The 24,426-nt window shown below is 66.3% G+C and carries 22 protein-coding genes; 7 read left to right on the top strand and 15 right to left on the bottom strand.

Features of this window, described 5'->3' with window-relative positions; all coding sequences use genetic code 11:
• Positions 1–8: 8 nt before the first annotated feature.
• Positions 9–1,802, top strand: coding sequence for a potassium/proton antiporter (locus J2R80_RS10020; protein WP_253588672.1), 1,794 nt, complete (start codon positions 9–11; stop codon positions 1,800–1,802).
• A gap of 9 nt (positions 1,803–1,811) precedes the next feature.
• Here the strand turns inward: J2R80_RS10020 and J2R80_RS10025 are convergent, their stop codons facing one another.
• The 6 genes from J2R80_RS10025 to mepA form a co-directional block, all read right to left on the bottom strand.
• On the bottom strand, positions 1,812–3,116 hold the full coding sequence (locus J2R80_RS10025) for a hypothetical protein (protein WP_253588673.1): 1,305 nt from the start codon (positions 3,114–3,116) through the stop codon (positions 1,812–1,814).
• A gap of 94 nt (positions 3,117–3,210) precedes the next feature.
• Positions 3,211–3,882: a molybdenum ABC transporter ATP-binding protein gene (gene modC, locus J2R80_RS10030; protein WP_253588674.1), complete on the bottom strand. Its 672-nt coding sequence runs from the start codon at positions 3,880–3,882 to the stop codon at positions 3,211–3,213.
• 103 nt (positions 3,883–3,985) lie between these two features.
• Positions 3,986–4,681 (bottom strand): molybdate ABC transporter permease subunit, encoded by a 696-nt coding sequence (modB, locus tag J2R80_RS10035; RefSeq protein WP_092122814.1) that lies wholly within the window; start codon positions 4,679–4,681, stop codon positions 3,986–3,988.
• A gap of 2 nt (positions 4,682–4,683) precedes the next feature.
• Positions 4,684–5,469 carry a molybdate ABC transporter substrate-binding protein gene (gene modA / locus J2R80_RS10040; RefSeq protein WP_253640954.1) on the bottom strand — a complete coding sequence of 262 codons (786 nt, stop codon included), beginning with the start codon at positions 5,467–5,469 and terminating at the stop codon, positions 4,684–4,686.
• Positions 5,470–5,674: 205 nt separating this feature from the next.
• Positions 5,675–6,184 (bottom strand): hypothetical protein, encoded by a 510-nt coding sequence (locus tag J2R80_RS10045; protein WP_253638510.1) that lies wholly within the window; start codon positions 6,182–6,184, stop codon positions 5,675–5,677.
• Between the two features lie 131 nt (positions 6,185–6,315).
• Complete coding sequence (mepA, locus tag J2R80_RS10050; RefSeq protein ID WP_253588676.1) at positions 6,316–7,278, bottom strand: penicillin-insensitive murein endopeptidase; 963 nt, start codon at positions 7,276–7,278, stop codon at positions 6,316–6,318.
• A gap of 195 nt (positions 7,279–7,473) precedes the next feature.
• Here mepA and J2R80_RS10055 point away from each other — a divergent pair, with 195 nt between their 5' ends.
• Together J2R80_RS10055 and J2R80_RS10060 are read left to right on the top strand one after the other, a co-directional pair.
• A complete protein-coding gene (locus J2R80_RS10055) occupies positions 7,474–7,911 on the top strand; it encodes a L,D-transpeptidase (protein ID WP_225163662.1) in 438 nt (145 codons plus the stop codon).
• 353 nt (positions 7,912–8,264) lie between these two features.
• Complete coding sequence (locus tag J2R80_RS10060) at positions 8,265–10,466, top strand: EAL domain-containing protein (protein ID WP_168858364.1); 2,202 nt, start codon at positions 8,265–8,267, stop codon at positions 10,464–10,466.
• A gap of 219 nt (positions 10,467–10,685) precedes the next feature.
• On the opposite strand, the gene J2R80_RS10065 is transcribed toward J2R80_RS10060, so the two are convergent.
• From J2R80_RS10065 to J2R80_RS10075, 3 genes are read right to left on the bottom strand one after another with little or no spacing between them, the layout of a single operon-like run.
• Entirely contained in the window at positions 10,686–11,132 is a 447-nt protein-coding gene (locus J2R80_RS10065; protein WP_057019512.1) for a DUF1801 domain-containing protein, read from the bottom strand.
• Between the two features lie 35 nt (positions 11,133–11,167).
• Positions 11,168–11,950 (bottom strand): sulfite exporter TauE/SafE family protein, encoded by a 783-nt coding sequence (locus J2R80_RS10070; protein WP_057019511.1) that lies wholly within the window; start codon positions 11,948–11,950, stop codon positions 11,168–11,170.
• 11 nt (positions 11,951–11,961) lie between these two features.
• A complete protein-coding gene (locus J2R80_RS10075) occupies positions 11,962–12,567 on the bottom strand; it encodes a TetR/AcrR family transcriptional regulator (protein ID WP_253588677.1) in 606 nt (201 codons plus the stop codon).
• 107 nt (positions 12,568–12,674) lie between these two features.
• On the opposite strand from J2R80_RS10075, the gene J2R80_RS10080 reads away from it, so the two are divergent.
• Positions 12,675–12,875, top strand: coding sequence for a hypothetical protein (locus J2R80_RS10080; protein WP_253638511.1), 201 nt, complete (start codon positions 12,675–12,677; stop codon positions 12,873–12,875).
• Positions 12,872–13,585 carry a sterol desaturase family protein gene (locus J2R80_RS10085; protein WP_253638512.1) on the top strand — a complete coding sequence of 238 codons (714 nt, stop codon included), beginning with the start codon at positions 12,872–12,874 and terminating at the stop codon, positions 13,583–13,585. The genes J2R80_RS10080 and J2R80_RS10085 overlap by 4 nt, the downstream gene beginning before the upstream one ends.
• Before the next feature lie 21 nt (positions 13,586–13,606).
• Here the strand turns inward: J2R80_RS10085 and J2R80_RS10090 are convergent, their stop codons facing one another.
• From J2R80_RS10090 to lepA, 6 genes are all read right to left on the bottom strand, one after another.
• Complete coding sequence (locus J2R80_RS10090) at positions 13,607–15,574, bottom strand: methyl-accepting chemotaxis protein (RefSeq protein WP_253588679.1); 1,968 nt, start codon at positions 15,572–15,574, stop codon at positions 13,607–13,609.
• Positions 15,575–15,753: 179 nt separating this feature from the next.
• Entirely contained in the window at positions 15,754–16,671 is a 918-nt protein-coding gene (locus J2R80_RS10095; protein WP_057019509.1) for an NADP-dependent oxidoreductase, read from the bottom strand.
• Positions 16,672–17,136: 465 nt separating this feature from the next.
• The gene (locus tag J2R80_RS10100) at positions 17,137–18,309 is read right to left on the bottom strand and encodes an acyl-CoA dehydrogenase family protein (RefSeq protein ID WP_076831139.1); all 1,173 of its coding nucleotides are present in this window, start codon (positions 18,307–18,309) and stop codon (positions 17,137–17,139) included.
• 161 nt (positions 18,310–18,470) lie between these two features.
• Positions 18,471–19,697 (bottom strand): MFS transporter, encoded by a 1,227-nt coding sequence (locus J2R80_RS10105; protein WP_253588680.1) that lies wholly within the window; start codon positions 19,695–19,697, stop codon positions 18,471–18,473.
• Positions 19,698–19,985: 288 nt separating this feature from the next.
• A complete protein-coding gene (locus tag J2R80_RS10110; protein ID WP_253588681.1) occupies positions 19,986–20,315 on the bottom strand; it encodes a hypothetical protein in 330 nt (109 codons plus the stop codon).
• Between the two features lie 100 nt (positions 20,316–20,415).
• On the bottom strand, positions 20,416–22,227 hold the full coding sequence (gene lepA, locus J2R80_RS10115) for a translation elongation factor 4 (RefSeq protein ID WP_057019506.1): 1,812 nt from the start codon (positions 22,225–22,227) through the stop codon (positions 20,416–20,418).
• A gap of 176 nt (positions 22,228–22,403) precedes the next feature.
• Here lepA and J2R80_RS10120 point away from each other — a divergent pair, with 176 nt between their 5' ends.
• Together J2R80_RS10120 and J2R80_RS10125 are read left to right on the top strand one after the other, a co-directional pair.
• Entirely contained in the window at positions 22,404–22,679 is a 276-nt protein-coding gene (locus J2R80_RS10120) for a M15 family metallopeptidase (RefSeq protein WP_256527827.1), read from the top strand.
• A 109-nt stretch (positions 22,680–22,788) separates the two neighbouring features.
• Positions 22,789–24,402, top strand: a complete 1,614-nt coding sequence (locus J2R80_RS10125; protein ID WP_057019504.1) for a glycosyltransferase family 39 protein — start codon at positions 22,789–22,791, stop codon at positions 24,400–24,402.
• Positions 24,403–24,426 lie beyond the last annotated feature (24 nt).

The following is a 24,426-nucleotide window of genomic DNA, read 5'->3' on the forward strand; positions in this document are numbered from 1 at the left end:
GAAGGCGCATGGCATCCCTCGACTCCGTCAGTATAGCGATTCTGCTCGGTGCGGTGCTGGTGATGGCCGGCATCCTGTCGAGCCTGCTGGCCTTGCGGTTCGGCGCTCCCTTGCTGCTGGTGTTCTTGCTGGTCGGCATGCTGGCGGGCGATTCCGGCCCCGGCCGGCTGCAGTTCGACGACGTCCGCACCACCTATCTGGTCGGCTCGGTGGCGCTGGCGCTGATCCTGTTCGACGGCGGATTGAAGACGCGGTTTGCCAGCATCCGCACCGTGCTGGTGCCCTCGATGGTGCTGGCGACCGCCGGCGTGCTGTTGACCGCGCTGATCACAGCGCCGGTCGCCCGTTTCGTGCTCGACCTCAACTGGACCGAGTCATTGCTGGTCGGCGCCGTCGTGGCCTCGACCGACGCGGCTGCCGTGTTCCTGCTGGTGCACACCCAGGGTCTGCGGCTACGCCCACGCGTCGGCGCGACGCTGGAGGCGGAATCCGGCACCAACGATCCGTTCGCGATCTTCCTCACTTTGATGCTGGTCGAGTTCATCTCGATCGGCCAGAGCTCGGCCTCGCACATCGCGCTGGAGTTCATCCAGGAGGCCGTGTTCGGCGCCATCATCGGGGTGATCGGCGGCCGGCTGGTGGTGATCGCGCTGAACTATGTGGCGCTGCCGCAGGGCCTGCATGCGCCGTTCGTCACCACAGCGGCACTGGTGATCTTCGGCGGCTCGCAGATCGTGCACGCCTCGGGATTCCTCGCGGTCTATCTCGCCGGTATCATCATCGGCAACCGGCCGACCCGCGCGCATAATTCGGTGGTGACGTTCCTCGACGCCGCGACCTGGCTGGCGCAGATCGTGATGTTCGTGCTGCTCGGCCTCCTGGTCTCGCCGCATCGCCTGCTCTCCAGCGCCGGCGGCGCCGTGCTGGTGGCGTTCGCGCTGATGCTGGTGGCGCGGCCGCTGGCGGTCCTGATCTGCCTCGCACCGTTCAAGTTCAACTGGCGGGAAAAGGTCTTCATCGCCTGGACCGGCCTGCGCGGCGCGGTCGCGATCTTCCTCGCCTCGATCCCGATGCTGGTCGGCCTGTCGAAGGCCTATCTCTATTTCGACGTCGCCTTCGTCGTCGTCATCATCTCGCTGCTGTTGCAGGGCTGGACACTGGCGCCGGCGGCACGGCGGCTGCACGTCGCGCTGCCGCGCGCCGAACGCGGCCCGCGCCGCGTCGAGCTCGATTTGCCCGGCCAGCTCGAGCAGCAGCTGGTCGGCTATCCGGTGCGGCCGAAGAGCCTGTACTTCCGCCGCGGGCTGATCCCGTCCTGGTCGAAGCCGACGCTGGTGATCCGCGACGAGCGGATCCTGACGCCGACCGAGGCCGATCCGGTCGCGCCCGGCGACTACATCTACCTGCTGGCGCCGCCGGAGCGCGCCGAGGCGCTCGACCGCTTCTTCGTCGACATGGCGCCGTCGAGCGCGCCCGATCCGCATCTGCTCGGCGACTTCATGGTGTCGGCGGAGCATACGCTCGGCGAACTCGCCGAGATCTACGGCGTCAAGGTCGACGAGCACCAGGCCAAGCTGACGCTCGCCGACTATTTCGACGTCAATCTCGACCGCGCGCCGAAGGAAGGGGCCGAACTGGCGCTCGACGAGATCGTGCTGGTGGCGCGCAGCATCAGCGGCGGCCGCGTCAACGTGGTCGGCCTGCGCCTGCCGGAGGAAGAGGAGAAGGTCGTGCCGCAAACGCGGATGCAGATCGTCAAGCGCAAGCTCGCCGACATCTGGGCGTCGGTGGCGGGGGTCTGAGGCGCGCCGTTACGTCTTGCGCAGGAAGCTCGAATCCGGCGCGAACTTCCTGATCATGTCGGACAGCCCGTCGTCGGCCGGCGGACCGGATGGGCCCTTGGACGCCGCGTCCGGCTTGGTCTCGCCCTTGATTTTCTGGCCGGAAATCTCGGCCAGCGCCGCGAGCAGCGTCTCGTCGAGATTGTCGGCCGCTGTCTTCGCAGGTGGTGTCGTCGCAGCTGGCGTCGTGGCGGGCGCAGCGGGAGCCGGCGGAGATGGCGTCGGTGGAGTGGGCGCGACCGCACGGATTTCGGGCTCGCGCCGCGCCGGCGGCGCTGACTCCGGTGCCGGCTTGGACGCATCCTTGGATGCATCCTTGAACGCATCCTTGGGGGCGTCCGCCCGCCGGGCGGCGGCCTCGCTGACGGCGGCGATCAACGATGCTTCGAGAGCGGCGGGCGTGTCGGCCGGCATGGGCGGCGGTGTAGCCGGCATCGGCGGCGTTGTGACCGGCACCGGCGGCGGCCCGGCGGGCTTCGCGTCCCGGGTGGCGCGACCGAACAGCGGTTCCCGCTGGCTCGCCGCCTGCGGTCGGCTGTCGGTGGCCTTGCCCGGCTCCTTTCCAGGCTCCTTGGCAGGCTTGAAGAGACCCGCGCGTTCGGCGGCCATCTTGGCGGAAGCCTCCTCGACCGTGGCGAGCAGGGACGCTTCGAGCGCGTTTGCGCGATTGCTTGGCGAAGCCGCCGGCTTGGCGGCAGGGATGATCACCGGCTTTGGCTGCGGCGGGGGCGGCAGCGGTGGCGGCCGAGATGCTTCGACTGGTGCGGGCGGCGGCGGGATCGGCTGACCGTCCCCGGCGCGCGCGATGATGCCGTCGACGATCGCCGCCAGGCGGCCCTTATCGGGGGCGGCCAGATAGCGCGCCGCCAGCTCATCGACATATTGCGGGCCGTAATCGGCGAGCACATTCGCGATCTGGGCGAGATCAGGATCGCTGTCGACAAGCCGGCGCCATGCCTCGCGGTCGTAAGTCTCCCGGCCGTAGGCTGCGTCCCCCTTCTTGTCGGGCCAGGCCACCCGGCGCGACTGACGCTGCCCGGTATCCTGGCCTGCGATCGGATCGAGGGTCGGCGGCTGCAGCCCGTCGCTGAGGCGCGGCGGGGTAAATCCCGAGGCGCCGGCCGGCACGGCGGCATCGGCCGGACGCCGGCGCCGCTCGTCGACCTGCAGCGCGATCAGGCCGACGCCCATCAGCAGGAAGCCGAGCGCGGCCCACGAAATCGTGGCGCACAGCAGCCCGCCGATCAACAGCAACACCCAGCCAGTCAGTCGCACAAATACACCCTTCCCTATGCCCGATCGGACGTCCCGACGCGGGCCTGGCAGACAAGATAGGCTATCTTATGCCGACTTTCGGAAAAACGGCCAGCTAGGCGCCCGCCGTCAGCACCTTGACACCGCCGAACGCGGTCACCTGGCCGCGGCGCAGCATCACGATCTGGGTGGCGAGCTGGCGCAGCTCGGCCGCGTCGTGGCTGACATAGACCATCGGGACGCCGGCCTCGTCGCGCAGCCGGACCAGATAGGGCAGGATCTCGAGCTTGCGGCTTTCGTCGAGCGCCCCCAGCGGCTCGTCGAGCAGCAGCAGCCGCGGCTTGGACAGCAGCGCCCGGCCGAGCGCGACGCGCTGGCGCTCGCCGCCGGAGAGCTTTCCGGGACGGCGGTCGAGCAGGGCGCCGATGTCGAGCAGGTCGACGACGCGCCGGTGTTGGGCGGGATCTTCGGTGAGGCCGTTCATGCGGCGGCCGTAGTCGAGGTTCTGGCGGACATCGAGATGCGGAAACAGCCGCGCGTCCTGGAACACGTAACCGATGCGGCGGCGCCAGCTCGGGACGTGGATGCCGGTCGCGATATCGTCGACGGTCTCGCCGTCGATCACGATGGTGCCGCGGTCGGGACGCAACAGTCCCGCGATGGTGTTGATCAGCGAGGTCTTGCCGGAGCCGGACGCGCCGAACAGGCCGGTGACACGGCCCTCGCTGGTGAACGAGGCCGCAAGCGAGAACTCGCCGAGCTGCTTGGTGATGTCGACGCGCAGCATGGCTAAAGCGCGATGAGATTGAGTTGAATCGTCATCGCGCTTTAGCTCCTTGTTTGAGCATGACCTCTTCGGAAAACCGCTTCACACTTTTCCGGATCATTCTCTATTGTCCATGCAGGCGCGCGGTGGCGCGACGCGCGAACACTTCAGCCGCGACCAGTGCGCCGACCGCGAGCACGATCGAGATGATCACGAGCCGCGCCGCGGCGGTGTCGCCATCCGGCGTTTGGATCAGCGAATAGATCGCCGACGAAATGGTCTGGGTCTCGCCGGGAATGTTGGAGACGAAGGTGATGGTCGCGCCGAACTCGCCGATCGCCTTGGCAAAACCGAGTACCATGCCGGCCAGCACGCCGGGCAGCGCCAGCGGCAGCGTCACGGTTGCGAACACCCGCCACGGCGCGGCGCCGAGCGTCTCGGCCGCCTGCTCGAGGCGGCGGTCGACCGCTTCGATCGAGAGACGGATCGGCCGCACCAGGAGCGGAAACGACATCACGCCGCAGGCGAGCGCCGCGCCGGTCCAGCGGAATGCGAACACGATGCCGAGATGGTCGGCCAGCCAGCCGCCGACCAGGCCGCGCTTGCCGAAGGTCAACAGCAGCAAATAGCCGGTGACGACGGGCGGCAGCACCAGCGGCAGATGCACGGCGGCATCGAGCAGCGACTTGCCCCAGAAATCGCGCCGCGCCAGCAGCCAGGCGAGCGCTACCCCGAACGGGGTCGCCACCAGTGTTGCGATGACGGCGACCCGCAGCGACAGCAGGATCGCCGTCCATTCGGTCGGCGAGATCTCAAACACGCTTAGATCGTCGGGCTGATCAGGAACTTGAAGCCGTATTTCTCGAGGATCGTCTTCGCCGCGGACGAGCGCAGGAAGGCCAGGTACTCGGCGGTCTCCGGTTTCGCGGTCGTGGTTGCTGCGACCGGATAGATGATGGCCGGATGGGTGTCGGCCGGGAAGGTGCCGACGATCTTGACGCCTGGCTCGACCTTGGCGTCGGTCGAATAGACGATGCCGAGCACGGCTTCGCCGCGCGCCACCAGCGTCAGCGCGGCGCGCACGCTCTCGGCCATCGCGAATTTCGGCTCCGCCGCCTGCCAGGCGCCGAGCTTCTCCAGCGCGGCCCTGGCGTATTTGCCGACCGGCACCGCCTTGACGTCGCCGGTCGCGATCCTGCCGTCGCCGGCGAGCTTGGCGAGATCGAAGCCGGGTCCGATGTTGACGTTGTCGAGCTTGGAATCCTTCGGCGCGATCAGCACGATCGAGTTGCCGAGCAGGTTCACCCGCGTCTGCTCATTGATGTTCTTCTGCTTGATCGCATAGTCCATCCAGTCGGTGTCGGCGGAGACGAGCACGTCGGCTGGCGCGCCCTGCTCGATCTGTTTTGCCAATGCCGAACTCGCGGCATAGCTGGCGGTGATCTTGACGCCGCTCTTGGCGGTATAGGCTGCATCGATGTCGTCGAGCGCGTTCTTCATCGAGGCGGCGGCAAAGATGGTGAGCGTCTTGTCCTCGGCGCTCGCGGGCGAATGCAGCGCGCCGAGCAGGATGACGAAGGCGGTGAAAAGTCCGGCAAGCCTTGAAATTGAAAGTCGTGGCATGGAAAGCGCTCCGTGCGGGTTCACGCGCGAACGGGCGCGCAAATCAGGCGTTGGGTGAGGTCTGGCCTGCGACGAACGGAAGCGCTGTTCCGCTGGTCCCCGACGGACTTACGGTCCTCAGGGATATCGCACTGCAAACATAGCAGGCTGGGGCTTACGGTAAAGGCGACCGTTTGTCTAACCGCTCGTCCTATTCGTCCGCCGGCTGGATCGCGATCGACAGCGAGTTCTCTTTTGAGCCGCTGACCTGCAGCACGAAGGGGCTGGCGGCGAGGTCATATTTCACGGTCTTGCGGATACCGTCGCGATCGGTCGCGCCGCTGAACGCCTTTGGCTTCAGGAAATGCCCGTCCTGCACCAGGTCGACCCAGGCCCCGGCCGACAGGCTGACGGTATAGAGCCCGGCCTTCGGCGCGGCCTTGAAGCTGGTGAAGCCGGCGAAGGTGCCCTCCTTCGGTGCGCGCTCCGGCGGAGTCGGCAATTTGGCGTCGCCGGGGGGCACCAGCGCCAGCGTGATCGCGGTCGCCGGCAGCGCCGTCTGCTCGCTCCCTGATACGACCTTGGCGCGATCGGACGCGGTCAGCGCGGCGCGTGCGCGCTCGATCGACCATTTGAACTTGTCACAGCCGCTCGGCTCCTCCGCCGCGAAAGCGGAGGTCGAGACGAGTACGAGCGATGCGGCGAGGAGCGATTTGCGCATGTCTGGTCCATTCATGATGACGGTTAGAATAGATCAGCCGCCCCGATCCATCGCCCGAACGCGCTTACGGCGCGACGGCACGAGATCATATCGCAGTTCGAGCCGGCCGGCATAGCCGCCTGACGAAGATGTCATTGCCCTGGCAGCTGCTGTTTGGCGTCGGGGGCGTTCAGCACCGTCCTGCAGTCAGCCGGCATCTGCGCGAGCGTCATCGGCGGGCGGGGTTTCGGCGGCTTCGGCGGAGGCTTCGGATGCAGCACCGAATCCTTGAACCAGAAGGCGAGATCGGACGGCTTGCAGCCTTCGCCCTCCGCTTGCGGCTTCTGTCCCTCGCAGCTAGGGCTGCCGGGCGGACATCGCATGCGAATGTGGAAGTGGTAGTCGTGGCCCCACCACGGCCGGATCTTCGACAGCCAGCCGCGATCGCCCGTGGCCTCGCGGCACAGCGCCTTCTTGATCGCGGGATTGACGAAGATGCGCTGCACCGCCGGCTCCCGCGCCGCGTCGCGGATGACGAGCACGTGGCCCGGCGTGAAGACGCGTGGATCGATGTCGAGCCGGTCGTCGCGCACCATCATCACCGCCGACATCTCCTCGCGGTCCTCGCGCGACAATTTGCGATCAGGCATCGGCGTCAGCCAGATGTCGGCGTCGAGTCCGATCTGGTGGCTGGCATGACCGGAGAGCGCGGGGCCGCCGCGCGGCTGGCCGATATCGCCGACCAGGATGCCCGGCCAGCCGGCGTCCTTGTGCGCGTTGGCCGCAAGCCGCTTCAGCAGCGCGATCATGTTCGGGTGACCCCAGTAGCGGTTGCGCGACAGGCGCATCACCTGCCAGGTGTCGCCGTTGAGCGGCATCTGCGCGGCGCCGGCGAGACAACCCTTGGTGTAGCCGCCGATCGACCGGGTCGGCAACGCCGCCGGCAGCACCTTGCGCGCGAACAGCTGCTTCGCCCCGATCTTTGGATCATTGGGGTTGGCGAGCGGCGGCAGCGGCTGTGGATTGAGCGAGCCCCTGTCCTGCGCCCGCGCGGAGATGGTGCAGGCGACGAGGGCTAAGATCAGGAGTGGGAACAAACGCAGGCGGGGTGTCATTCGGATCACTCTGTCGGCGCAAGGCTAGCATGGATTCGGAGCAGGCGGACCGCGCTTTCATCCCATTCGCTTGATCGCCCACAGGGTGGATTAAGATTACCTGCGGCTTCCAGGCTCCGATGTGAGCCACGCCACTTTACAAGCGCACGTTGTGGGCGACATCATGTCCGCAATAATTTCAGGGTAGGCGTTATTGTGACGAGCGTATCGTGCGTACGGCTGGCGTTTGCCGCCGCGATTGCCGCGCCGATTTTGGCGCTCTCGCCGGCGCGGGCCGACGTCGTCGTTCACATCGATAAATCATCGCAGCGCATGGCGGTCAGCGTCGATGGCGCGAGACGCTACAACTGGCCGGTGTCGACCGGCCGCCGCGGCTATGGCACGCCGAGTGGGGTGTTCCGTCCGCAGATGCTGGCGCGCCGCTGGTACTCGAAGAAGTACTATAACTCGCCGATGCCGCACTCGATCTTCTTCCACCGCGGCTTTGCCATCCATGGAACATACGAACTCACGCGCCTTGGCGGGCCGGCCTCGCATGGCTGCGTGCGCCTGCATCCCTCGCACGCCGCAATGCTCTATGGGCTGGTCGAGCGCAACGGCCGAGGCGGCACGCGCATCGAAATCACCAACTAAGGTATGATCCGGCAAAATCCGAAGGCTGAGGCGCACCGCGCTTTAACCGCGCGATAACCCTGCCGCACGCTGACGAACATTGATGCGCTTGAAGCGTCTTCGGCGCATTCATTGTGCAATCGCGCGCCGGTTTACGCTTCCTTCACCAAGCGCCGGCGCTTCCACGCTGCGAATCTGTGCCGTGCGCCGCCGGCGCGCCGGGAGCAAACTCGCGCCCGGCGTGAATTCGCCTGCAAAGCAGGCATGCAAGGGTTTCTCAGGCAGCGCAGCTACTCGCCAAGAGATACCAATTTTTCAGAGACTTATCGCAGATATATCGCCGAACTGGAATGCGCGTGGGGCGTGCGATACCGATGATGCGGCCGAAGAAAAAGACCAAGAAACCGAACCAGGCCAAACTGTCCCGTCCTCGGGGCCGTCGTCCCACACCGATGCCGAAAGTGTCGGGCAGATCGCGCCGCCCCGCGGTCGAGATCGGCGAACTGGTGCGCCAGCGCGCGCAGGCCGAAGCCGCGATCGCCGAGGCGCGCAAATCCAACGCGCGGCTGCGTGAGGCGATCGACATCCTGCCGCAGGGCATCGTGTTCCTGGATCCGGAAGGCCGCTACACACTCTGGAACAAGAAATACTCGGAAATCTACAAGCGCAGCTCCGACCTGTTCGAGCACGGTGCGCGCCTCGAAGACACCATCCGCATCGGCGTCGCGCGCGGCGACTATCCCGAGGCTGCCGGCCGCGAGGAAGAGTGGATCGCCGAACGGCTCAGGAAGATGTACCAGCCCGGCGAGCGGCACGAGCAGGTGCTGGCCGACGGCCGCGTGGTGTTGATCGAGGAGCGGCTGACCTCGGATGGCGGCATCGTCGGCCTGCGCGTCGACATCACCGAACTGAAGCAGCGCGAGGCGTCGTTCCGCCTGCTGTTCGACGGCAATCCGGTGCCGATGATCCTGTGCGCGCTCGACGGCGAGCGGATCCTCGCGGTCAACGACGCCGCGATCGCGCATTACGGCTATGTCCGCGCCGAATTCGAGCGGATGACGATCAGGAGCCTGCAGGCGTTCGATGCCGAACTGCCCTGGGCGGCGGGCCGCAGCAGCGACGAGCAGGCGGCGCGGACCTGGAAGCATGTGCGCGCCGACGGCACGCTGATCGACCTTGCGATCTATTCGCGCCAGCTGATGCATGGCGACCAGCCGGCGATGCTGCTCGCGCTGATGGACATCACCGAGCGCAAGCGCGCCGAGGCGCGGCTCGCCTTCATGGCCCAGCACGACAGCCTGACCGGCCTGCCCAACCGCAATCTGCTGCGCCAGCAGATGGACGAGATGCTGCAGCACACCCGCCGCTCCACCGACAAGGTCGCGGTGCTGATGCTGGGTCTCGACAATTTCAAGGCGGTCAACGAAACGCTCGGCCACGGCATCGGCGACAAGCTGCTGCGCGCGGTCGCCAAGCGCCTGCGTTCGACGCTGCGCGAGGAAGATGCGCTGGCCCGTCTCAACTCCGATGAGTTCACCATCGTGCAGGGCGGCGTGATGCGGCCCGAGGACGCGGTGTTGCTGGCGCGGCGGATCTTGGACGCGATCGGCGAGCCCTATCTGCTCGAGGGGCACTCGGTGGTGATCGGCGCCAGCATCGGGATCGCGATGTCGCCCGGCGACGGCGAGGATTCCGAAAAGCTCCTGAAGAGCGCCGACATGGCCTTGTCGCGCGCCAAGAGCGAATTCCGCGGCACCTTCTCCTTCTTCGAGGCGGAGATGGACGCGCGTGCCCAGAGCCGCCGCAAGATCGAGATCGACCTACGCGATGCGATCCAGAACGAAGGCCTGCGGCCCTATTACCAGCCGCTGGTCGATCTTGCGACCGGGCGCATCACCGGCTTCGAGGCGCTGGTGCGCTGGCCGCATCCGGAGCGCGGCATGATCTCGCCGGGCGAGTTCATCCCGGTGGCCGAGGAGACCGGGCTGATCAATCCGCTGGGCGCGCTGATGCTGCATCGCGCCTGCATGGACGCGGCGCAATGGCCGGATGACGTGCGCGTCGCGGTCAATCTGTCGCCGCTGCAATTCCGTACCGGCAATCTGCTGGCGCTGGTCACCGACGCGCTGCGGCAATCCGGCCTGCCGGCGCGGCGGCTCGAGCTCGAGATCACCGAGACGCTGTTGCTTGAGAAGAGCAGCCAGGTGCTGGCGACGCTGCATGCGCTCCGCGCGCTCGGGGTTCGGATGTCGATGGACGATTTCGGCACCGGCTATTCCAGCCTCAGCTATCTGCGCAGCTTCCCGTTCGACAAGATCAAGATCGACCAGTCGTTCGTGCGCGACCTCGGTGCGAACCCGGACGCGCAGGCGATCGTGCGCTCGATCGTCAGCCTCGGCATCGGGCTCGGCGTCACCATCACCGCCGAGGGCGTCGAGACCGAGGCGGAGTTGAGCCGGCTGCGCGCCGAAGGCTGCCACGAGGGCCAGGGCTTCTTGTTCAGCCGCGCCCGGCCGAACCCCGAGGTCATTAGCCTGCTCAAGGCGCAGCGCGTCGCGACGGCGCTGGTGGCGTAGTGGAGCCTAGAGGCAGAGATGTTACCTCGATCGAGCGTCGGGCTCCCCTTACCTCGCCCCGCGTGCGGGGAGAGGTCGGAACGCATCGTTAGATGCGTTCCGGGTGAGGGGGATTCTCCGCGAACGCAGCTATTACCGAATGTGCGGAGACGGCCCCTCACCCCAACCCTCTCCCCGTAAGAACGGGGAGAGGGAGCGCACCGCCGTCGCCTTCACGCCCTACGATTCTTTCTTGTTGAGATGATAAGTCAGCGCCAGCGCCACGCAGTGGCGCAGCGCGGGCTCCGGCAGCTTGCCCGCGACATCGAGCAGGATGGCGCGGTTGCCGCTGTAGCTGAGCTCGGGATAGAGTTCGCGGAAGGTCTCGACCAGATTGGTCTGGCAGTGGAAGTAGACCGCGACCTGGTCGGCAGCCGGCTTCACCTGATCAATCCGGACCGTGCTGCCGCTGCCGGTCTCCGGCGTGAGGTAGCTCGGCTGGCCCCACTTCAATGTCTCTTCCAGCGCGCCGACGCCCTTGGTTGCCTTCGCGGTCTCGAAGATCAGCCGCCGCAGCGCCAGCAGCTTGGCTCTGACCGGGGCAGGGTACGTGTCGAACAGCGCAGCTGCCGGTTTGGCGTGCGGCCGTCGCGCCGCCTTGCTGGTCGATGCTGCCGGCTTGCGCATGGTGGGCTCCGTGAGGAGGACGTACCTATATCTATCTACCACAGCGCCTTGAAGGTCATATAGACCGCCATCAGCGAGACGAAGACGATCATCGCGCTGCGTAACCGCGCGCGGTCGATGCGGTTGGCGGCGCGGGCGCCGAGATCGGTGCCGGCCAGCAGGCCGACGATCACGCCCGCCAGCACCGGCCAGGACGCCAGCGAGCCCTCGCTCCAATAGATCCAGGCCGAGGGGATCGTGGTCGGGATCAGCGACATCACGAGGCTTGCCATCTGCGCCTGATGCTGCGGCACCCCGAGCACGGCGCTTAAGCCCACCACGGTCGCCAGTCCGCCGCCGATGCCGAGAAAGCCCGACGACAGGCCCGCCAGCAGCCCGACAATGAGCAGCGCCGGCCAGGATATTTCGCGCGCGGTGACTTTGTCGTCGTGCTTCGCCTCGTCGCGTCCGCCGCGCAGGATCAGCATCGCGTCGAGCACGACGAGATAGGCCATATAGGTCCAGCGCAGCGCGGGCTCGGCGACATGGTTGGCGGCGAGTGCGCCGGCCGCGCCGCCGGCGACAAAGCCGACTGTCAGCAGCGCGATCCAGCGCAATGGCGTGCGGTTGCCGCTCTGCCAATAGCGCCGGATCCCGGTGAGGCTGGTCGGCGGCACCTGCGCGACCAGCGAGATGCCTTGCGCGACATGTTGGCCGGCGCCGAGCAGTAGCACCGAGAACACGACCAGTCCGCCGCCGGGGCTGACGCCGAGCAGCCCGGCGGTGAGACCGCCGGCGAGGCCCGCGCCGATGCCGGCGAGGAGGTCGGGGACGATCACCGCATCCCCCGTCAGCGCTTGGCGGCAAGGCCGGCAAGGAAGATGTCGAAGGCGTGCATCGCCTCCGCGGTCGAGACGGTTTCGCCCCACAGCCGTTGCAGCACGATGCCCTGGAACATCGCCACCATCGCCCGCGCCGCGCCGCGCGGCTGCACGCCGCGGTCGATCGCGCCGCTCTTCTGGCCGCGCCGCAGCAAGTCCACGATCAGGGCGATCGGCTGGCGGATTCCGCTCGTCACCTGGTCGCGGACCACGTCGTCGCGCAGCGCCTCGGTCCAGAGTTGCAACGCGACGCGGCGGGCGCGCAGGCCTTCTTCCTTCTGCAGGTCGCCGAGAAAGGCGCGGGCGATCGAGCGCAGGCTCTGCAACACGTCGTCCGGTGGACCCTTGAGCGCCAGCAGCGCGCTGTCGCGGCCATGGCGGCTTTCGCCGATCGCCTGGATCAGCTCCTCCTTGCCCGTGAAATGCCCGTAGATGCAGCCGGCGCTGAGCCCGGACTGCTTGATCAAGTCCTGGATCGTAGTCTGGTGAAATCCCTGGCGGGCAAAGCAGATCTCCGCGGCCTGCAGGATCTCCTCGCGGCGGATCGCCAGCGTTTCGGGTTTCACCTTCGGCATAGTCGGGTCCTTGTCAGGTCGCGGCCGGCCGATGCGGCGGGCTTGACGACATTCGTTGCCATTATAAAGAACGAATATTCGTTTTGTAAAGAGGGGAGGCTGACGGCATGATCGGCTTTGCAAAGCTTCTGTGGCATCCGGGCGCGGCTGAGATGGCTCATGTCGAGCTGCCGTCGACCGGCGCGCGGATCGCGTTCCTGCTCGCGTCGTTCGCGATCGTGCTGCTGTTCGAGGCCGCGTTTCCGCTGTTCAGCTACGGCCGCAGCGACCGGATGCGCAATATCGGCCGCAACCCGCCATCACCGTGATCTTCGTCGGCGTGAACCTGCTGCTCAGCCCGCTGTCGCCGCTGGCCGCGCAATGGACGCTGGATGCGAAATTCGGCCTGTCCTGGTGGCTCGGCCTGTCACCCCTGAACCAGCTCCTGCTAGGGATCATCGGGCTCGACCTGTTCGCCTATTTCGCCCACGTCTCCATGCACAAGCTCGGCTGGATGTGGCGCTTCCATCGCATGCACCATGCCGATCGCTTCGTCGACGTCACCACGACGTTCCGCGAACATCCCGGCGAGACGCTGTGGCGGATCGGCTGGCACGTCGCCGGCGTCTTCGTGTTCGGAACACCGGCCTGGGTGCTGGTTACCTATCTGACGCTGTCGGCGCTGAACGCCCAATTCGAGCACGCCAATATCCGCCTGCCCGAGCGGCTCGACCGCTGGCTGCGGCTCGTCTTCGTGACGCCGAACATGCACAAGATGCATCATTCGCGTCATCAGCCGGAGACCGACAGCAATTATTCGAACCTGCTCTCGATCTGGGACCGGCTCGGCGGCACCTATAATCGTGGTCCACGCTTCGCGGAGCTGCGCTATGGCCTCGACGGCTTCGATGATCCCGAGAAGCAGTCGCTGCGCGGCCTGCTGCAGATGCCGTTCATGCGCGATTGGGGGCGGGTCGACGCTCGGCCGGACGACAAGTCCGACCGGTCCGCTCCGCCGCCCGTGCTGCCCTGGCCATGACTTGAAGCCCGGCGCCGCCGCTCAGGCGGCGTTGCGCAGTCCGGCGAGGAAGGTGTCGACGCTGTGCGACAGCGCAGCGGCGTGATCGCCGAGCTGGCCGGACGTATCCAGCACATTGCCGGTGAGGGCGCGGGATTGGCTGGCGGCCTCGCTCGCGCCCGCGATATTGGCGGAGACCTCGACGGTCCCGGTGGACGCCTGCTGCACGCTGCGGGCGATCTCCCGCGTCGCCGAGTCCTGCTGCTCGACGGCGGCTGCGATCGCGGTGGCGATACCCGAGATCTCGCGGATGGTGCCGCTGATGTCGCCGATCGCGCTGACGCAGTTGCCGGTGGCGGACTGGATCGCGCCGACCTGGCCGGCGATCTCCTCGGTCGCCTTCGCGGTCTGGCTCGCCAGGTCCTTCACCTCGGCGGCGACCACGGCAAAGCCGCGACCGGCCTCGCCGGCGCGCGCGGCCTCGATGGTGGCGTTGAGGGCCAGCAGATTGGTCTGGCTCGCGATCGCGCTGATCAGGCGCAGCACGTCGCCGATCTTCTCTGCCGATGCGGCGAGGCTCGTCACCATCTCGGTGGTCTCCATGGCCTTGGTCACGGCGCTGTCGGCGACGCGGCTGGAATGGGTGACCTGGCGGCCGATCTCGGTGATCGAGGACGCCAGCTCCTCGGTTGCGGCTGCGACCGCATTGACGCTGGCGGATGCTTCCTCGGACGCGGCGGCTGCCGCCGAGGTCCGTTCGGAGGCGCCGTTGACGCTGGCGGTGATCTCGCCCGCGACGCGCTGCATGTCGCCCGAGGACCGCGCGACGGCGGCGACCATGCCCTTGACGTCGGCTTCGAAACGATCGGCCATCTGCCGCTGCAAGGCCTGCTTGTCGGCCTCCGCCTTCACCTTGTCGGCCTCCTGCGCCTCGCGCAGCGAGGAGGTTTCGACCATGCTGCGGCGGAACACGTCGACCGCCTTCGCCATCGTGCCGAGCTCGTCGCGGCGCTCGCTGCCGGGTATCGTGACGCTGGTGTCGCCGCTGGACAGGCGGTTCATGACCGCGGTGATCGCGGTGAGCGGCCGCGACAGGCCGCGGCCGAGCAGGAACGCGAGCAGCACGGCGGCGGCCATGATCGCGACCACGCCAAGGATCAGATTGCGCTGCGCGCTTGCCGCGGCGGCTTCATAGTCGCTGGTGTCCTTGACGATCTCGAGCACGGCGACCGGCTCGCCGGCGTAGTTCTTGATCTGGCCGAGATAGAGCTCCACCGCATGGCCGTCGAGAACAGCGTCGCGCAGCAGGGCCGCACCGTTCATCACACGCTTGAGCTCGTCCTGGGTCGCGACCACGGTATCGCCGAAGGTCGAGGACAGCCGCTTGAAGCTCTGGCCGTCGAAGGAATGCACCGCAAGGTCGATGCCGAAGCGCTTTTTGGCGCGGTCGACGAATTCCTTGCCGAAGGCGGCGCCGACGTCGACATTGGCCAGCGTCTTGCCGTCGCGCATGATCGGGGTCATGCCGAAGATCGAAAGCGCTTCGCGGCCGGGCTCGACGCCGACGATCGGCTTGCCGGTCCTGTTCGATTCCACCACCGTGGTGCGCCGCGTCGAGGCGTCGTCGCCGAAAGTCTTCGGCGCATGGACCCGGTAGAAGCTGGTCGCCGGGGGCTGCCAGAACGAGATCAGCGGGATGCCCTGCGCCTTCATCGACGCCCAGGAGGCGCCGAGCAGCTTTCCGAGGCCGTCGCGGTCGCCCTTGGCGATGGCGTCCTCGACCGGCGGCAAGGCGGCGATGACCGCCGAGACCGCGAGCGCCGCGCGCCCCTCGTAGTCGATCGCTGCAATCACGCTGTCATATTGCAGCTTGAGCTGCTGATCGAGCGCGAGCCGCGTCAGCGCCCGCTGCTGGCTGATGGAGAAGCCGCCGAGGATGGCGCAGGCGACTGCGACAGTCAGCGAAATCGCCAGAATCAGGCGGGCGGCAATCGATCGAAGCGTGAACATGGGACCAGCGAAACTCCAGGCATTAGCGCCGTCCGCAAAGTCGCAGAAAAAGCTTAACAACCGGATGTTGCGCCGCCGGTATTCGTGCCGCGACCATGGCCGCCGGTGCTACTTTCGTACTGTTCAACGTCTGGCCTGACAGGGCCGGCCGGCTGCGCGCATCAATAGGCATGTGTCACTCAGGGGCGAACGCGGATGATCGTACTCCCTTTGCGTCGACCGGTCGGATTCAAGGCAGCGACGGCCTCGTCGAGAGTCGAGACGTTGCCGATGTTTGTCCGCAGGCGTCCGTCCCGCACCCGCCGGACGATCTCACTCAGTTGGGAACGATCGGACTCGACGACGAAGTCGACCGCCAGGCCGTCGGAAGGTCGCGCCTCGGCCGGCCCAACGACCGTCACCAGCGTTCCTCCGCCTCGAATCAGTTTTGCCGACCGCTTCTGGATTTCACCGCCAATGACGTCGAACACCAGATCGACTTTGCCGACGTCCTCAAGGGCGTCGTTGCCGAGATCGACGAACTCCTGCGCGCCGAAGTCGAGCACAGTCTGACGGTCGGCGGACCGCCCGGAGCCGATCACATACGCGCCGGCCTCTCGCGCGAGTTGCGTCACCATCGACCCGACCGCGCCGGCCGCGCCGTGTGCGAGGACACTCTGCCCCGCCTGGAGGCGGCCGTGCTGAAATAGTCCTTGCCATGCCGTCAGGCCCGAGACCGGAAGGCTTGCGCCCATTGTGAAGTCGACGTCGCCCGGTAGCGGCGCGAGGTTGCGCGCCTCGATCGCCACATACTCGGCCAGCGTGCCGTCGCGATACCAGTCCGCTAGACCGAACACCCGCTGTCCCACCGATAGCCCTGTAGTGCCATATCCGAGAGCGGTGACCACTCCGGCCAGCTCGTGCCCCGGGATCGACGGTGTTCGGTCACGATCGAGGCGATCGGTCCAGGTCGAGGGCCACGCCAGCTCAGTCGGGACAAATCTTGACGCATAAACCTGAACGACGACGTCGTTTATCGCTGCCTGCGGCTCGGGCCGGTCCACCAGCTTCATCCCGGCCGTTCCCGCGGCTTGGTCCGTTACAACGATGGCCTTCATGGGAATACTCCTTGTCTCTTGGTGGAACTGCTGCAGAGCGCGCGGACGCGCCGACTAACCAAGAACTGCCAAGGCAGTTCGGTTGCTTATACGAACGAATAGATGCGCTGCGCCTGCTCATAAAACAGCACCAAGATTGCGAATTTTGGCTGTACCAAGCGCGACGGCTGCCCTCTGCGAGCTCAATGCGTTACCGCACCGCTGAAAAATCCGGGCAGTCGACAGAATCCATTTTGCACAGTCGGGGACAGAATTCAGATTGCGAGGGCCGCCAGTCGTCATGCCCACTGTTGGGCCCAAAACCGACATGCCATGATTACCCGGCGATGTTGTGTTTTAGGGAGCAGAGCCGACACAGCGGACTTATGAGTCAACGCCCTGATGCAATCTGACTTGATCGCGCTTCAGTTCCTGTTCAAGTATGATCTTTTCGGAAAACCGCTTCGCACTTTTCCGGATCATGCTTTAGCGCGCGGTCGGCGGAGCGCCGAGATTGCCTGCCAAAATCGCCTTGCCGGCGTCCTCGTACTGGGTGTCGCGGGCCTGGATCTGCTGCGCGATTGCGTGCATGTCGCGAAACCGTCGCTCGAACGGATTCTTGGCGAACACCGCCGTTGCCCCCGACATGTGATAGGCGATGTCGACCACTGCGGCCGACTGGTGGATGGTCCAGGTCGAGGCGATGCGGATCGCGACGCGATGTGCCTCGGTGATCGGGTCGCCGCGGACGAGATCGTTCCAGACCTCGTGGGCCGTCGCGTACAGATAGGCGCGCGCGGCGCGCAGGCTGGCCTCGGTGCGCCCGATCTGGCCCTGCACGGCATTGTTGTCGCGCATCGCCTTGAGGCCTTGCGGGGTCTTGCCGCGGGCAAGCTCGGTCGCCGCGTCCAGCATGGCGCGCGCGACGCCGAGCGAGGTGGCGGCAAAGCCCATGCTGAACACCATGTTGGTGGAGAGCTTGTAGAGCGGCCCCGGCTCGCGGCACGCGGCGGGATCGTCGCGCAGCGCGGCGAACTGCTCCGGAATGAAGAGGTTGTCGACCGAGTAGGAATCGGTGCCGGTGCCTTTCAGACCGATCACGTCCCAGACGTCATACATTGTCGCTGACGACATCGGGAACAGGATGGTGCGGATCTCCGGCGAACCGTCGGCCTTCTTGCGCGGTGAGCCGTCGTCCTCGACGACGCGGACATGGGCGCCGAGCCAGCTCGCCTGCCGCGAGCCCGAGGCGAAATCCCAGCGCGCGCTGGCGCGATAGCCGCCGGGCTCGGCGCGCACCTCATGGGCGATAGCGCCCCAGGCGAGGATGCCGGGCGTGGTGTTGAAGATCTCGTTAGCTGCGTCGGGTTCGAGATAGGCCGCGGTCATGGCGCAGACGCTGCACTGGCCGAGGCACCAGGCGGTCGATGCATCGGCCTTGGCGATCTCCTCCTGCATCTGCATGAAGGCGTCCAGTGTCGCCTCGGCGCCGCCAAAACGCTTCGGCAGCAGCGCGCGATACAGCCCGTTCTCGACCAGTGCCGCGGTGACGGATGGCGTCAGTCGCCGTGTCCGTTCGATCTCGTCGGCTTCACTCGTGATCAGCGGCGCCAGCGCGCGCGCCCGCTCGACAAGGTCGAATCCCTGCGGCTTGTTCATGCGTGTCCTCGGCGCCTTCTGTCATTCTTGTTGGGCAGGCCGGGCGATGGTGGCTCATCCGGCAGGAGAGGGCAAGGGAAGGCAAGGCAGGACGGCGCCGATGCAGATCAGCTATCCATCCGCTGTGCCGGTGCGCGCGAGTGTGACGAATGCAGCCGCGCTCAGGCGGCGGCGCGGCCGAGATCGAGCGACGGCTGGCGCTTGGTCGAGAAACTCAGCGCCACGGCGACCGCGGCGAGGCCGATCGCAAAGGAACCGGCGTGCAGCCACGTATAGCCGTGGAACGTGTCGAACACGTAACCGCCGGCCCACGGCCCGAGCGCCATGCCGAGGCTCGCGAAGGCCGACACCGCGCCGAACACCGTGCCCATGATGCGCGCGCCGAAGAACTCGCGCACCAGCACGGCGTAGAGCGGCATCACTCCGCCATAGGCCAGCCCGAACACGACAGACAGCGCGTAGAACTCGCCGAGCTGCGCCACCGCGAGATAGGTCGCGATCGACAGCGCCTGCACCAGGAGGCCGCCGACCAGGACCGGCTTGGCGCCGAGCCGGTCGGCGAGCACGCCGAGCAGCAGCCGGCCGCCGAGCCCGGAGAAGCCGGCGAGGCTGTAGACTGTGACCGCGGTGAGCGGCGCGATGCCGCACACCATGGCGTAGGACACCATGTGGAAGATCGGTCCCGAATGCGCCGCGCAGCAGGCGAAATGCGCCAGTGCCAGCGTGATGAATTGCGGCGTGCGCAGCGCCTGCGCCGCGGTCCATTCAGTTTGCGGCACGTTCGCGGCGGTCGGGATTGCGACGTCCGTTCCCTGCGGCGCCGGGCGCACCAGGAACGATGCGGGGATCAGCAACGCCCATGCGGCGATGCCGATGACGAGCATCGCAAAGCGCCAGTCATAGGCCGTGATCAGCCAGCTTGCCGACGGCGCGACGGTCAGCGGCGATACGCCCATGCCGGCCGACACCAGCGCGACCGCGAGGCTGCGATGCTTGTCGATCCAGGCGCTGGCGAGCGCCATCATCGGCGCATAGAAGCTGCCGGCGGCGATCCCGATCAGCACGCCGAAGCAGAGCTGGAATTGCCACAGGCTCTGCGCCTGGCTTGCCGTCACGAGGCCAAGCCCGAGCAACAGGCTGCCCGCCAGCACCACGATGCGGGTACCGAAGCGGTCGGACAGCGCGCCCCAGGCGAACGCCGCAAAACCCATGCAGAGGAAATCCAGCGTCGCCGCCGCCGAGACGCCGGCGCGCGACCAGCCCATCGCATCCGAGATCGGCTGCAGGAACACCGCGAGCGACAGCATGGTGCCGAAGCCGACGCAGGTCATCAGCGCGCCCGCGCCGACGACGACCCAGCCATAATCCAACCGAGCGGCCTTGCTCATGCGTTTCCCCGGCGCTGTTGTTTGTTGTGGTGCGCGCAGGGAGGATGCTGGCCTATCTGAGGTCCAGGGGCAACATGACGGGCAACATGCCTCTCATTCCGGGACCAGCGGATTGTGCGTTGCATGCGCACATTCCGGGACCAGCGGATTGTGCGTTGCATGCGCAAGATGTCGCAGCGAGGTGCGGCTAGAGCCTTTTCCGTTCCGATAGAATCGGAACGGGGCTCTAGATTCTTGCTTTGACGCGTTTTCTTCACGCGAACCGGAGCCACTTCGCTCGAAAACGCTCTAGCCGCACTGCCAGGCGCGCCCGATCGGCGTCCAGGTCCAGCACGGGCCAAAACTGCCGCCATTGTAGCGGCCGCGGTAGAATCCGGGGCGGCCGAAATAGTACCAATCCCCGCCATACCAATATTGCGGCGAATAGTCCGGGTAGCCGCGGGCGGCGCCGCGCGGGCCGAACACCGGAATGGTTTGGTTCGCCGGCTGCCGGTAGCCGGGCAGGAAACCATAGCCGTGCCAGCGGGTGCCGTGCCGCTTCTTCGAGGAGACGGCGGAGCTCAGGTCCGGCTGCATCAGTGCGAGGATGACGATAAGGAGGAACAGGATGCGCAACATGATCGCAGTCTAGTCGGAGCGCGATGCAGTGGCGATTCAAATCATGGTGCGTTTTGTTGCTGGGACAAGAATGGGCAACAGTCGCGCCGGTAGCGCCGCCTCAGCTGTCCACCTTGAGCGCGGCGATGAAGGCTTCCTGCGGGATGTCGACCTTGCCGAACTGCCGCATCTTCTTCTTGCCTTCCTTCTGCTTCTCCAGAAGCTTGCGCTTGCGCGTGATGTCGCCGCCGTAGCACTTCGCGGTGACGTCCTTGCGCAGCGCGCGGACGGTTTCGCGCGCGATCACCTTGCCGCCGATCGCCGCCTGGATCGGGATCTGGAACATGTGCGGTGGAATCAGCTCCTTCATCTTCTCGACCATGGCGCGGCCGCGGCCCTCGGCGCGGGTGCGATGCACCAGCATCGACAGCGCGTCGACCGGCTCGGCGTTGACCAGGATCTGCATCTTGACCAGATCGGCCGGCTTGTAGTCGGTCAGATGATAGTCGAACGAGGCGTAGCCCTTGGAGACCGACTTCAGGCGATCGTAGAAGTCGAACACCACTTCGTTGAGCGGCAGGTCGTATTTCACCATCGCGCGGGAGCCGACATAAGTGAGCTCCTTCTGCGAGCCGCGGCGGTCCTGGCACAGCTTCAAGACGCTGCCGAGATATTCGTCGGGCGTGAGGATCGTCGCCTCGATCCACGGCTCCTCGATCTCGGCGATCTTGACCACGTCGGGCATGTCGACCGGGTTGTGGATCTCGAGCTCGGTGCCGTCGGTCAGCTTCATCTTGTAGATCACGCTCGGCGCGGTCGCGATCAGATTGAGGTCGAATTCGCGCGACAGCCGCTCCTGGATGATTTCCAGATGCAGCAGGCCGAGGAAACCGCAGCGGAAGCCGAAGCCGAGCGCGGCGGAGGTTTCCATCTCGTAGGAGAAGCTTGCGTCGTTGAGCCGCAGCTTGCCCATCGCCGCGCGGAGCGTTTCGAAGTCGTTGGCGTCGACCGGAAACAAGCCGCAGAACACGACCGGAATCGCCGGCTTGAAGCCCGGCAGCATCTCGCTGATCGGCTTCTTGTCATCGGTGATGGTGTCGCCGACGCGGGTGTCGGCAACTTCCTTGATCGCCGCGGTGATGAAGCCGATCTCGCCGGGGCCGAGCTCCTCGACCTGCTCCATCTTCGGCGTGAAGAAGCCGACGCGTTCGATATCGTAGGCCGCGCCGGTGCCCATCATGCGGATGCGGCTCCCCTTCTTCATCACGCCGTCGACGACGCGGATTAAGACGACCACGCCGAGATAGACGTCGTACCAGCTGTCGACCAGCAACGCCTTCAGGGTCGCGTCGCGGTCGCCCTTCGGCGGCGGCAGGCGGGTGACGATCGCTTCCAGCACGTCAGGCACGCCGACGCCGGTCTTGGCCGAGATCATCACGGCGTCGGACGCATCGATGCCGATCACGTCCTCGATCTGCTGCTTGACCTTCTCGGGCTCGGCCGCGGGCAGGTCGACCTTGTTCAGGACCGGCACGATCTCGTGATTGTTGTCGAGCGCCTGATAGACATTGGCGAGCGTCTGCGCCTCGACGCCCTGGCTGGCGTCAACCACGAGCAGGGAACCCTCGCAGGCCGCCAGCGACCGCGAGACCTCGTAGGCGAAGTCGACATGGCCGGGCGTGTCCATCAGGTTGAAGATGTAATCCTTGCCGTCCTTGGCGCGGTAGTTCAGCCGGACGGTCTGCGCCTTGATGGTGATGCCGCGCTCGCGCTCGATATCCATCGAATCGAGCACCTGCTCCTTGCCCGCCATTTCACGATCCGACAGGCCGCCCGTCATCTGGATCAGGCGGTCGGCAAGGGTCGATTTGCCATGGTCGATATGGGCGACGATGGAGAAGTTGCGGATGTTCGAAATCGGGGCAGTTGTCATGGGCGCGGGATAGCATCCGCACCCCCGCGCGGGCAACCAAATTGCGGTATTTTGCAGCGGTGTGACGACGAATCACGGCGCCGTTTCCGGCTGGGTTGCCGTGACCGATTCCCGGGCATGTTCCTGCCAGGTTCGGCGGCCCGAAAATCGTCTTTCGCGTCGCCGACACCGGGCGGATGAGCATGCACGGCTACGCCGCCGCCATCGACCTCAACCTGAAAGTTCGGGATGACCGGCTGTGGGCCGGCAAAGGCAAGACCATCCCCTGCAACAACTGGATGCCGCGCGAGATCGTCGACATCTTCGAGCGTCACGGCTTCATCTGGGGCGGCAAATGGTGTCACTACGATACCATGCATTTCGAGCACCGGCCGGACTTCCCCGAAAGTGAATCCGCTGGCTGGAGGCGTTCTCACGCCAAGCTGATTTCACTGGCCACAAAAACGCGCTAAAGCGCGCTGAAATGCGGATGAGCACTCATCGCGCTTCCGCTTCCATTCGGGCATGATCCTTCCGGGAAACCGCTTTCCACTTTTCCGGGGCATGCCTCAGGCACAGGCCATGTCGACCGCCTCCACGCTCCCCGCCGCCCGGCGCACCAAACGCAAGCTGACGATCCGGCGGATTGCCGCCTGGATCGCCTCGCGCGCCACCGATCCCAGGACCAGCCTGTGGTTCGTGATCGGCTTCGCGCTGGTTCATGCGGTGCTGTGGACGCTGATCCTGGTCAAGCTCAAGGCCGCACAGGACATCCATATGGATGTTGCGGAAGCCTATGCCTGGGGCCAGCGCTTCCTGCTCGGCTATGGCAAGCACCCGCCGCTGTCGGGCTGGATCGCCGGGGTCTGGTTCAGGATTTTTCCGGTCACCAACTGGTCGACCTATGCGCTTGCGATGACGACGGTCAGCTTCGCGCTGGTGGTGTGCTGGCTGATCGCGCTGCGTGTCGTCGATCGCCGCCGCGCGTTCTTCATGGTGGTGATGCTCGCGCTCTACCCGATCTTCAATTTCAAGGGCTTCAAATACAACGCCGATCTCGCGCAACTGGTGCCGTTGCCGCTGCTGGTGCTGGCCTATCTGAACGCATTCGAGAAGCGCAGCTTCAAGTCGGGTCTCTGGCTCGGCTTTGCCGGCATGCTGGCGCTGATGACCAAGTACTGGGTGGTGACGATGATCGGCGCCGTCGGGCTGGCCGCGCTGATCCATCCGCAACGGACGCAATTCCTGCGCTCGCCGGCGCCATGGGTTGCGATCGGCACGATGGCGGTGGCGATGATCCCGCACCTGGTGTGGCTGGAGGAGGTGGACTTCGTGCCGTTCACCTATGCCGGTGACGTCTACGCGCTGTCGAGCCGCGCACTCAATGTGCAGCTCGTGATCGGCTATGTCGTGCACAATGTCGGGCTGCTCGCGATTCCCGTCGTGCTGGGCCTGGTGGCGCTGCTGCTGGGCTCGGTGCCGTGGCGGCCGTCGGACGTGCTGGCGCGGGTCTGGTCGCGCGGACCCAATCCCGCCGTCAACCTTCCGCAGGCGCTCAACGTCTGGATCATCCAGCTGATCGTCGCGATCGGGCCGCCGCTCGGCGCGCTGGCGTTCACCGTCTATATCAAGACCGATTGGGGCATCCCGCTGTTCTTCCTGGTGCCGCTTGCGCTGGTCGCGATTCCCTCGCTTCGCTTCCCGCGCATGGCGCTGTTCTCGATCACCGCGATCTGGTTCGTGGCCACGATCGCCACGCTGATCGCCGCGCCCAGCATCGCCACGCAGGAGATCGCGTCCAACCATGTCGGCGGCTCGACCTACGCCGCGCGCTCCGAGCTCGCGCGCGAACTCACCCAGACCTGGCAGGACAGATTCCATTCGCGCTGGGCCGTGGTCGTCGCGCGGTCCGATATCGGCGAGCCGATGACGTTCTACAGTCCGGATCATCCGGCATCGCTGGTGCCGGGCGAAGCCTGGTCGTCGGGGCTGACGTCGCTCGACGAAGCCAAGCGTCTCGGCTTCATCGGCGTCTGCGACACCACCGATCCGGTGTTCCTGAAGCCCTGCGAGGCGTGGATGGCGGAGCACGCCAAGGACGCCGAGCCGCTGGTAATGACCACCATGCGCTTCTTCAACGGCCATCCCGGTCCGTCGACGGTCTGGAAGGTCTATCTGGTGCCGCCGGCGAAGTAGCTGTCGCTCCCTCGCCCCGCGCTT

The organism is Bradyrhizobium sp. USDA 4541, assembly GCF_024171085.1.
GTDB classification, from domain to species: domain Bacteria; phylum Pseudomonadota; class Alphaproteobacteria; order Rhizobiales; family Xanthobacteraceae; genus Bradyrhizobium; species Bradyrhizobium australafricanum.

What these genes read in the sequence shown, in the direction of transcription:
- J2R80_RS10095 (WP_057019509.1), bottom strand. Translation starts at nt 16,671, where the DNA reads ATGAAGGCCATCGTTGTAACGGACCAAGCCGCGGGAACGGCCGGGATG.
- J2R80_RS10065 (WP_057019512.1), bottom strand. Translation starts at nt 11,132, where the DNA reads ATGCGCAAGCCGGCAGCATCGACCAGCAAGGCGGCGCGACGGCCGCAC.
- J2R80_RS10100 (WP_076831139.1), bottom strand. Translation starts at nt 18,309, where the DNA reads ATGAACAAGCCGCAGGGATTCGACCTTGTCGAGCGGGCGCGCGCGCTG.
- lepA (WP_057019506.1), bottom strand. Translation starts at nt 22,227, where the DNA reads ATGACAACTGCCCCGATTTCGAACATCCGCAACTTCTCCATCGTCGCC.
- J2R80_RS10075 (WP_253588677.1), bottom strand. Translation starts at nt 12,567, where the DNA reads ATGCCGAAGGTGAAACCCGAAACGCTGGCGATCCGCCGCGAGGAGATC.
- modC (WP_253588674.1), bottom strand. Translation starts at nt 3,882, where the DNA reads ATGCTGCGCGTCGACATCACCAAGCAGCTCGGCGAGTTCTCGCTTGCG.
- J2R80_RS10060 (WP_168858364.1), top strand. Translation starts at nt 8,265, where the DNA reads ATGATGCGGCCGAAGAAAAAGACCAAGAAACCGAACCAGGCCAAACTG.
- J2R80_RS10110 (WP_253588681.1), bottom strand. Translation starts at nt 20,315, where the DNA reads ATGTTGCGCATCCTGTTCCTCCTTATCGTCATCCTCGCACTGATGCAG.
- J2R80_RS10080 (WP_253638511.1), top strand. Translation starts at nt 12,675, where the DNA reads ATGATCGGCTTTGCAAAGCTTCTGTGGCATCCGGGCGCGGCTGAGATG.
- J2R80_RS10020 (WP_253588672.1), top strand. Translation starts at nt 9, where the DNA reads ATGGCATCCCTCGACTCCGTCAGTATAGCGATTCTGCTCGGTGCGGTG.
- J2R80_RS10120 (WP_256527827.1), top strand. Translation starts at nt 22,404, where the DNA reads ATGAGCATGCACGGCTACGCCGCCGCCATCGACCTCAACCTGAAAGTT.
- J2R80_RS10125 (WP_057019504.1), top strand. Translation starts at nt 22,789, where the DNA reads ATGTCGACCGCCTCCACGCTCCCCGCCGCCCGGCGCACCAAACGCAAG.
- J2R80_RS10045 (WP_253638510.1), bottom strand. Translation starts at nt 6,184, where the DNA reads ATGCGCAAATCGCTCCTCGCCGCATCGCTCGTACTCGTCTCGACCTCC.
- J2R80_RS10090 (WP_253588679.1), bottom strand. Translation starts at nt 15,574, where the DNA reads ATGTTCACGCTTCGATCGATTGCCGCCCGCCTGATTCTGGCGATTTCG.
- J2R80_RS10105 (WP_253588680.1), bottom strand. Translation starts at nt 19,697, where the DNA reads ATGAGCAAGGCCGCTCGGTTGGATTATGGCTGGGTCGTCGTCGGCGCG.
- mepA (WP_253588676.1), bottom strand. Translation starts at nt 7,278, where the DNA reads ATGACACCCCGCCTGCGTTTGTTCCCACTCCTGATCTTAGCCCTCGTC.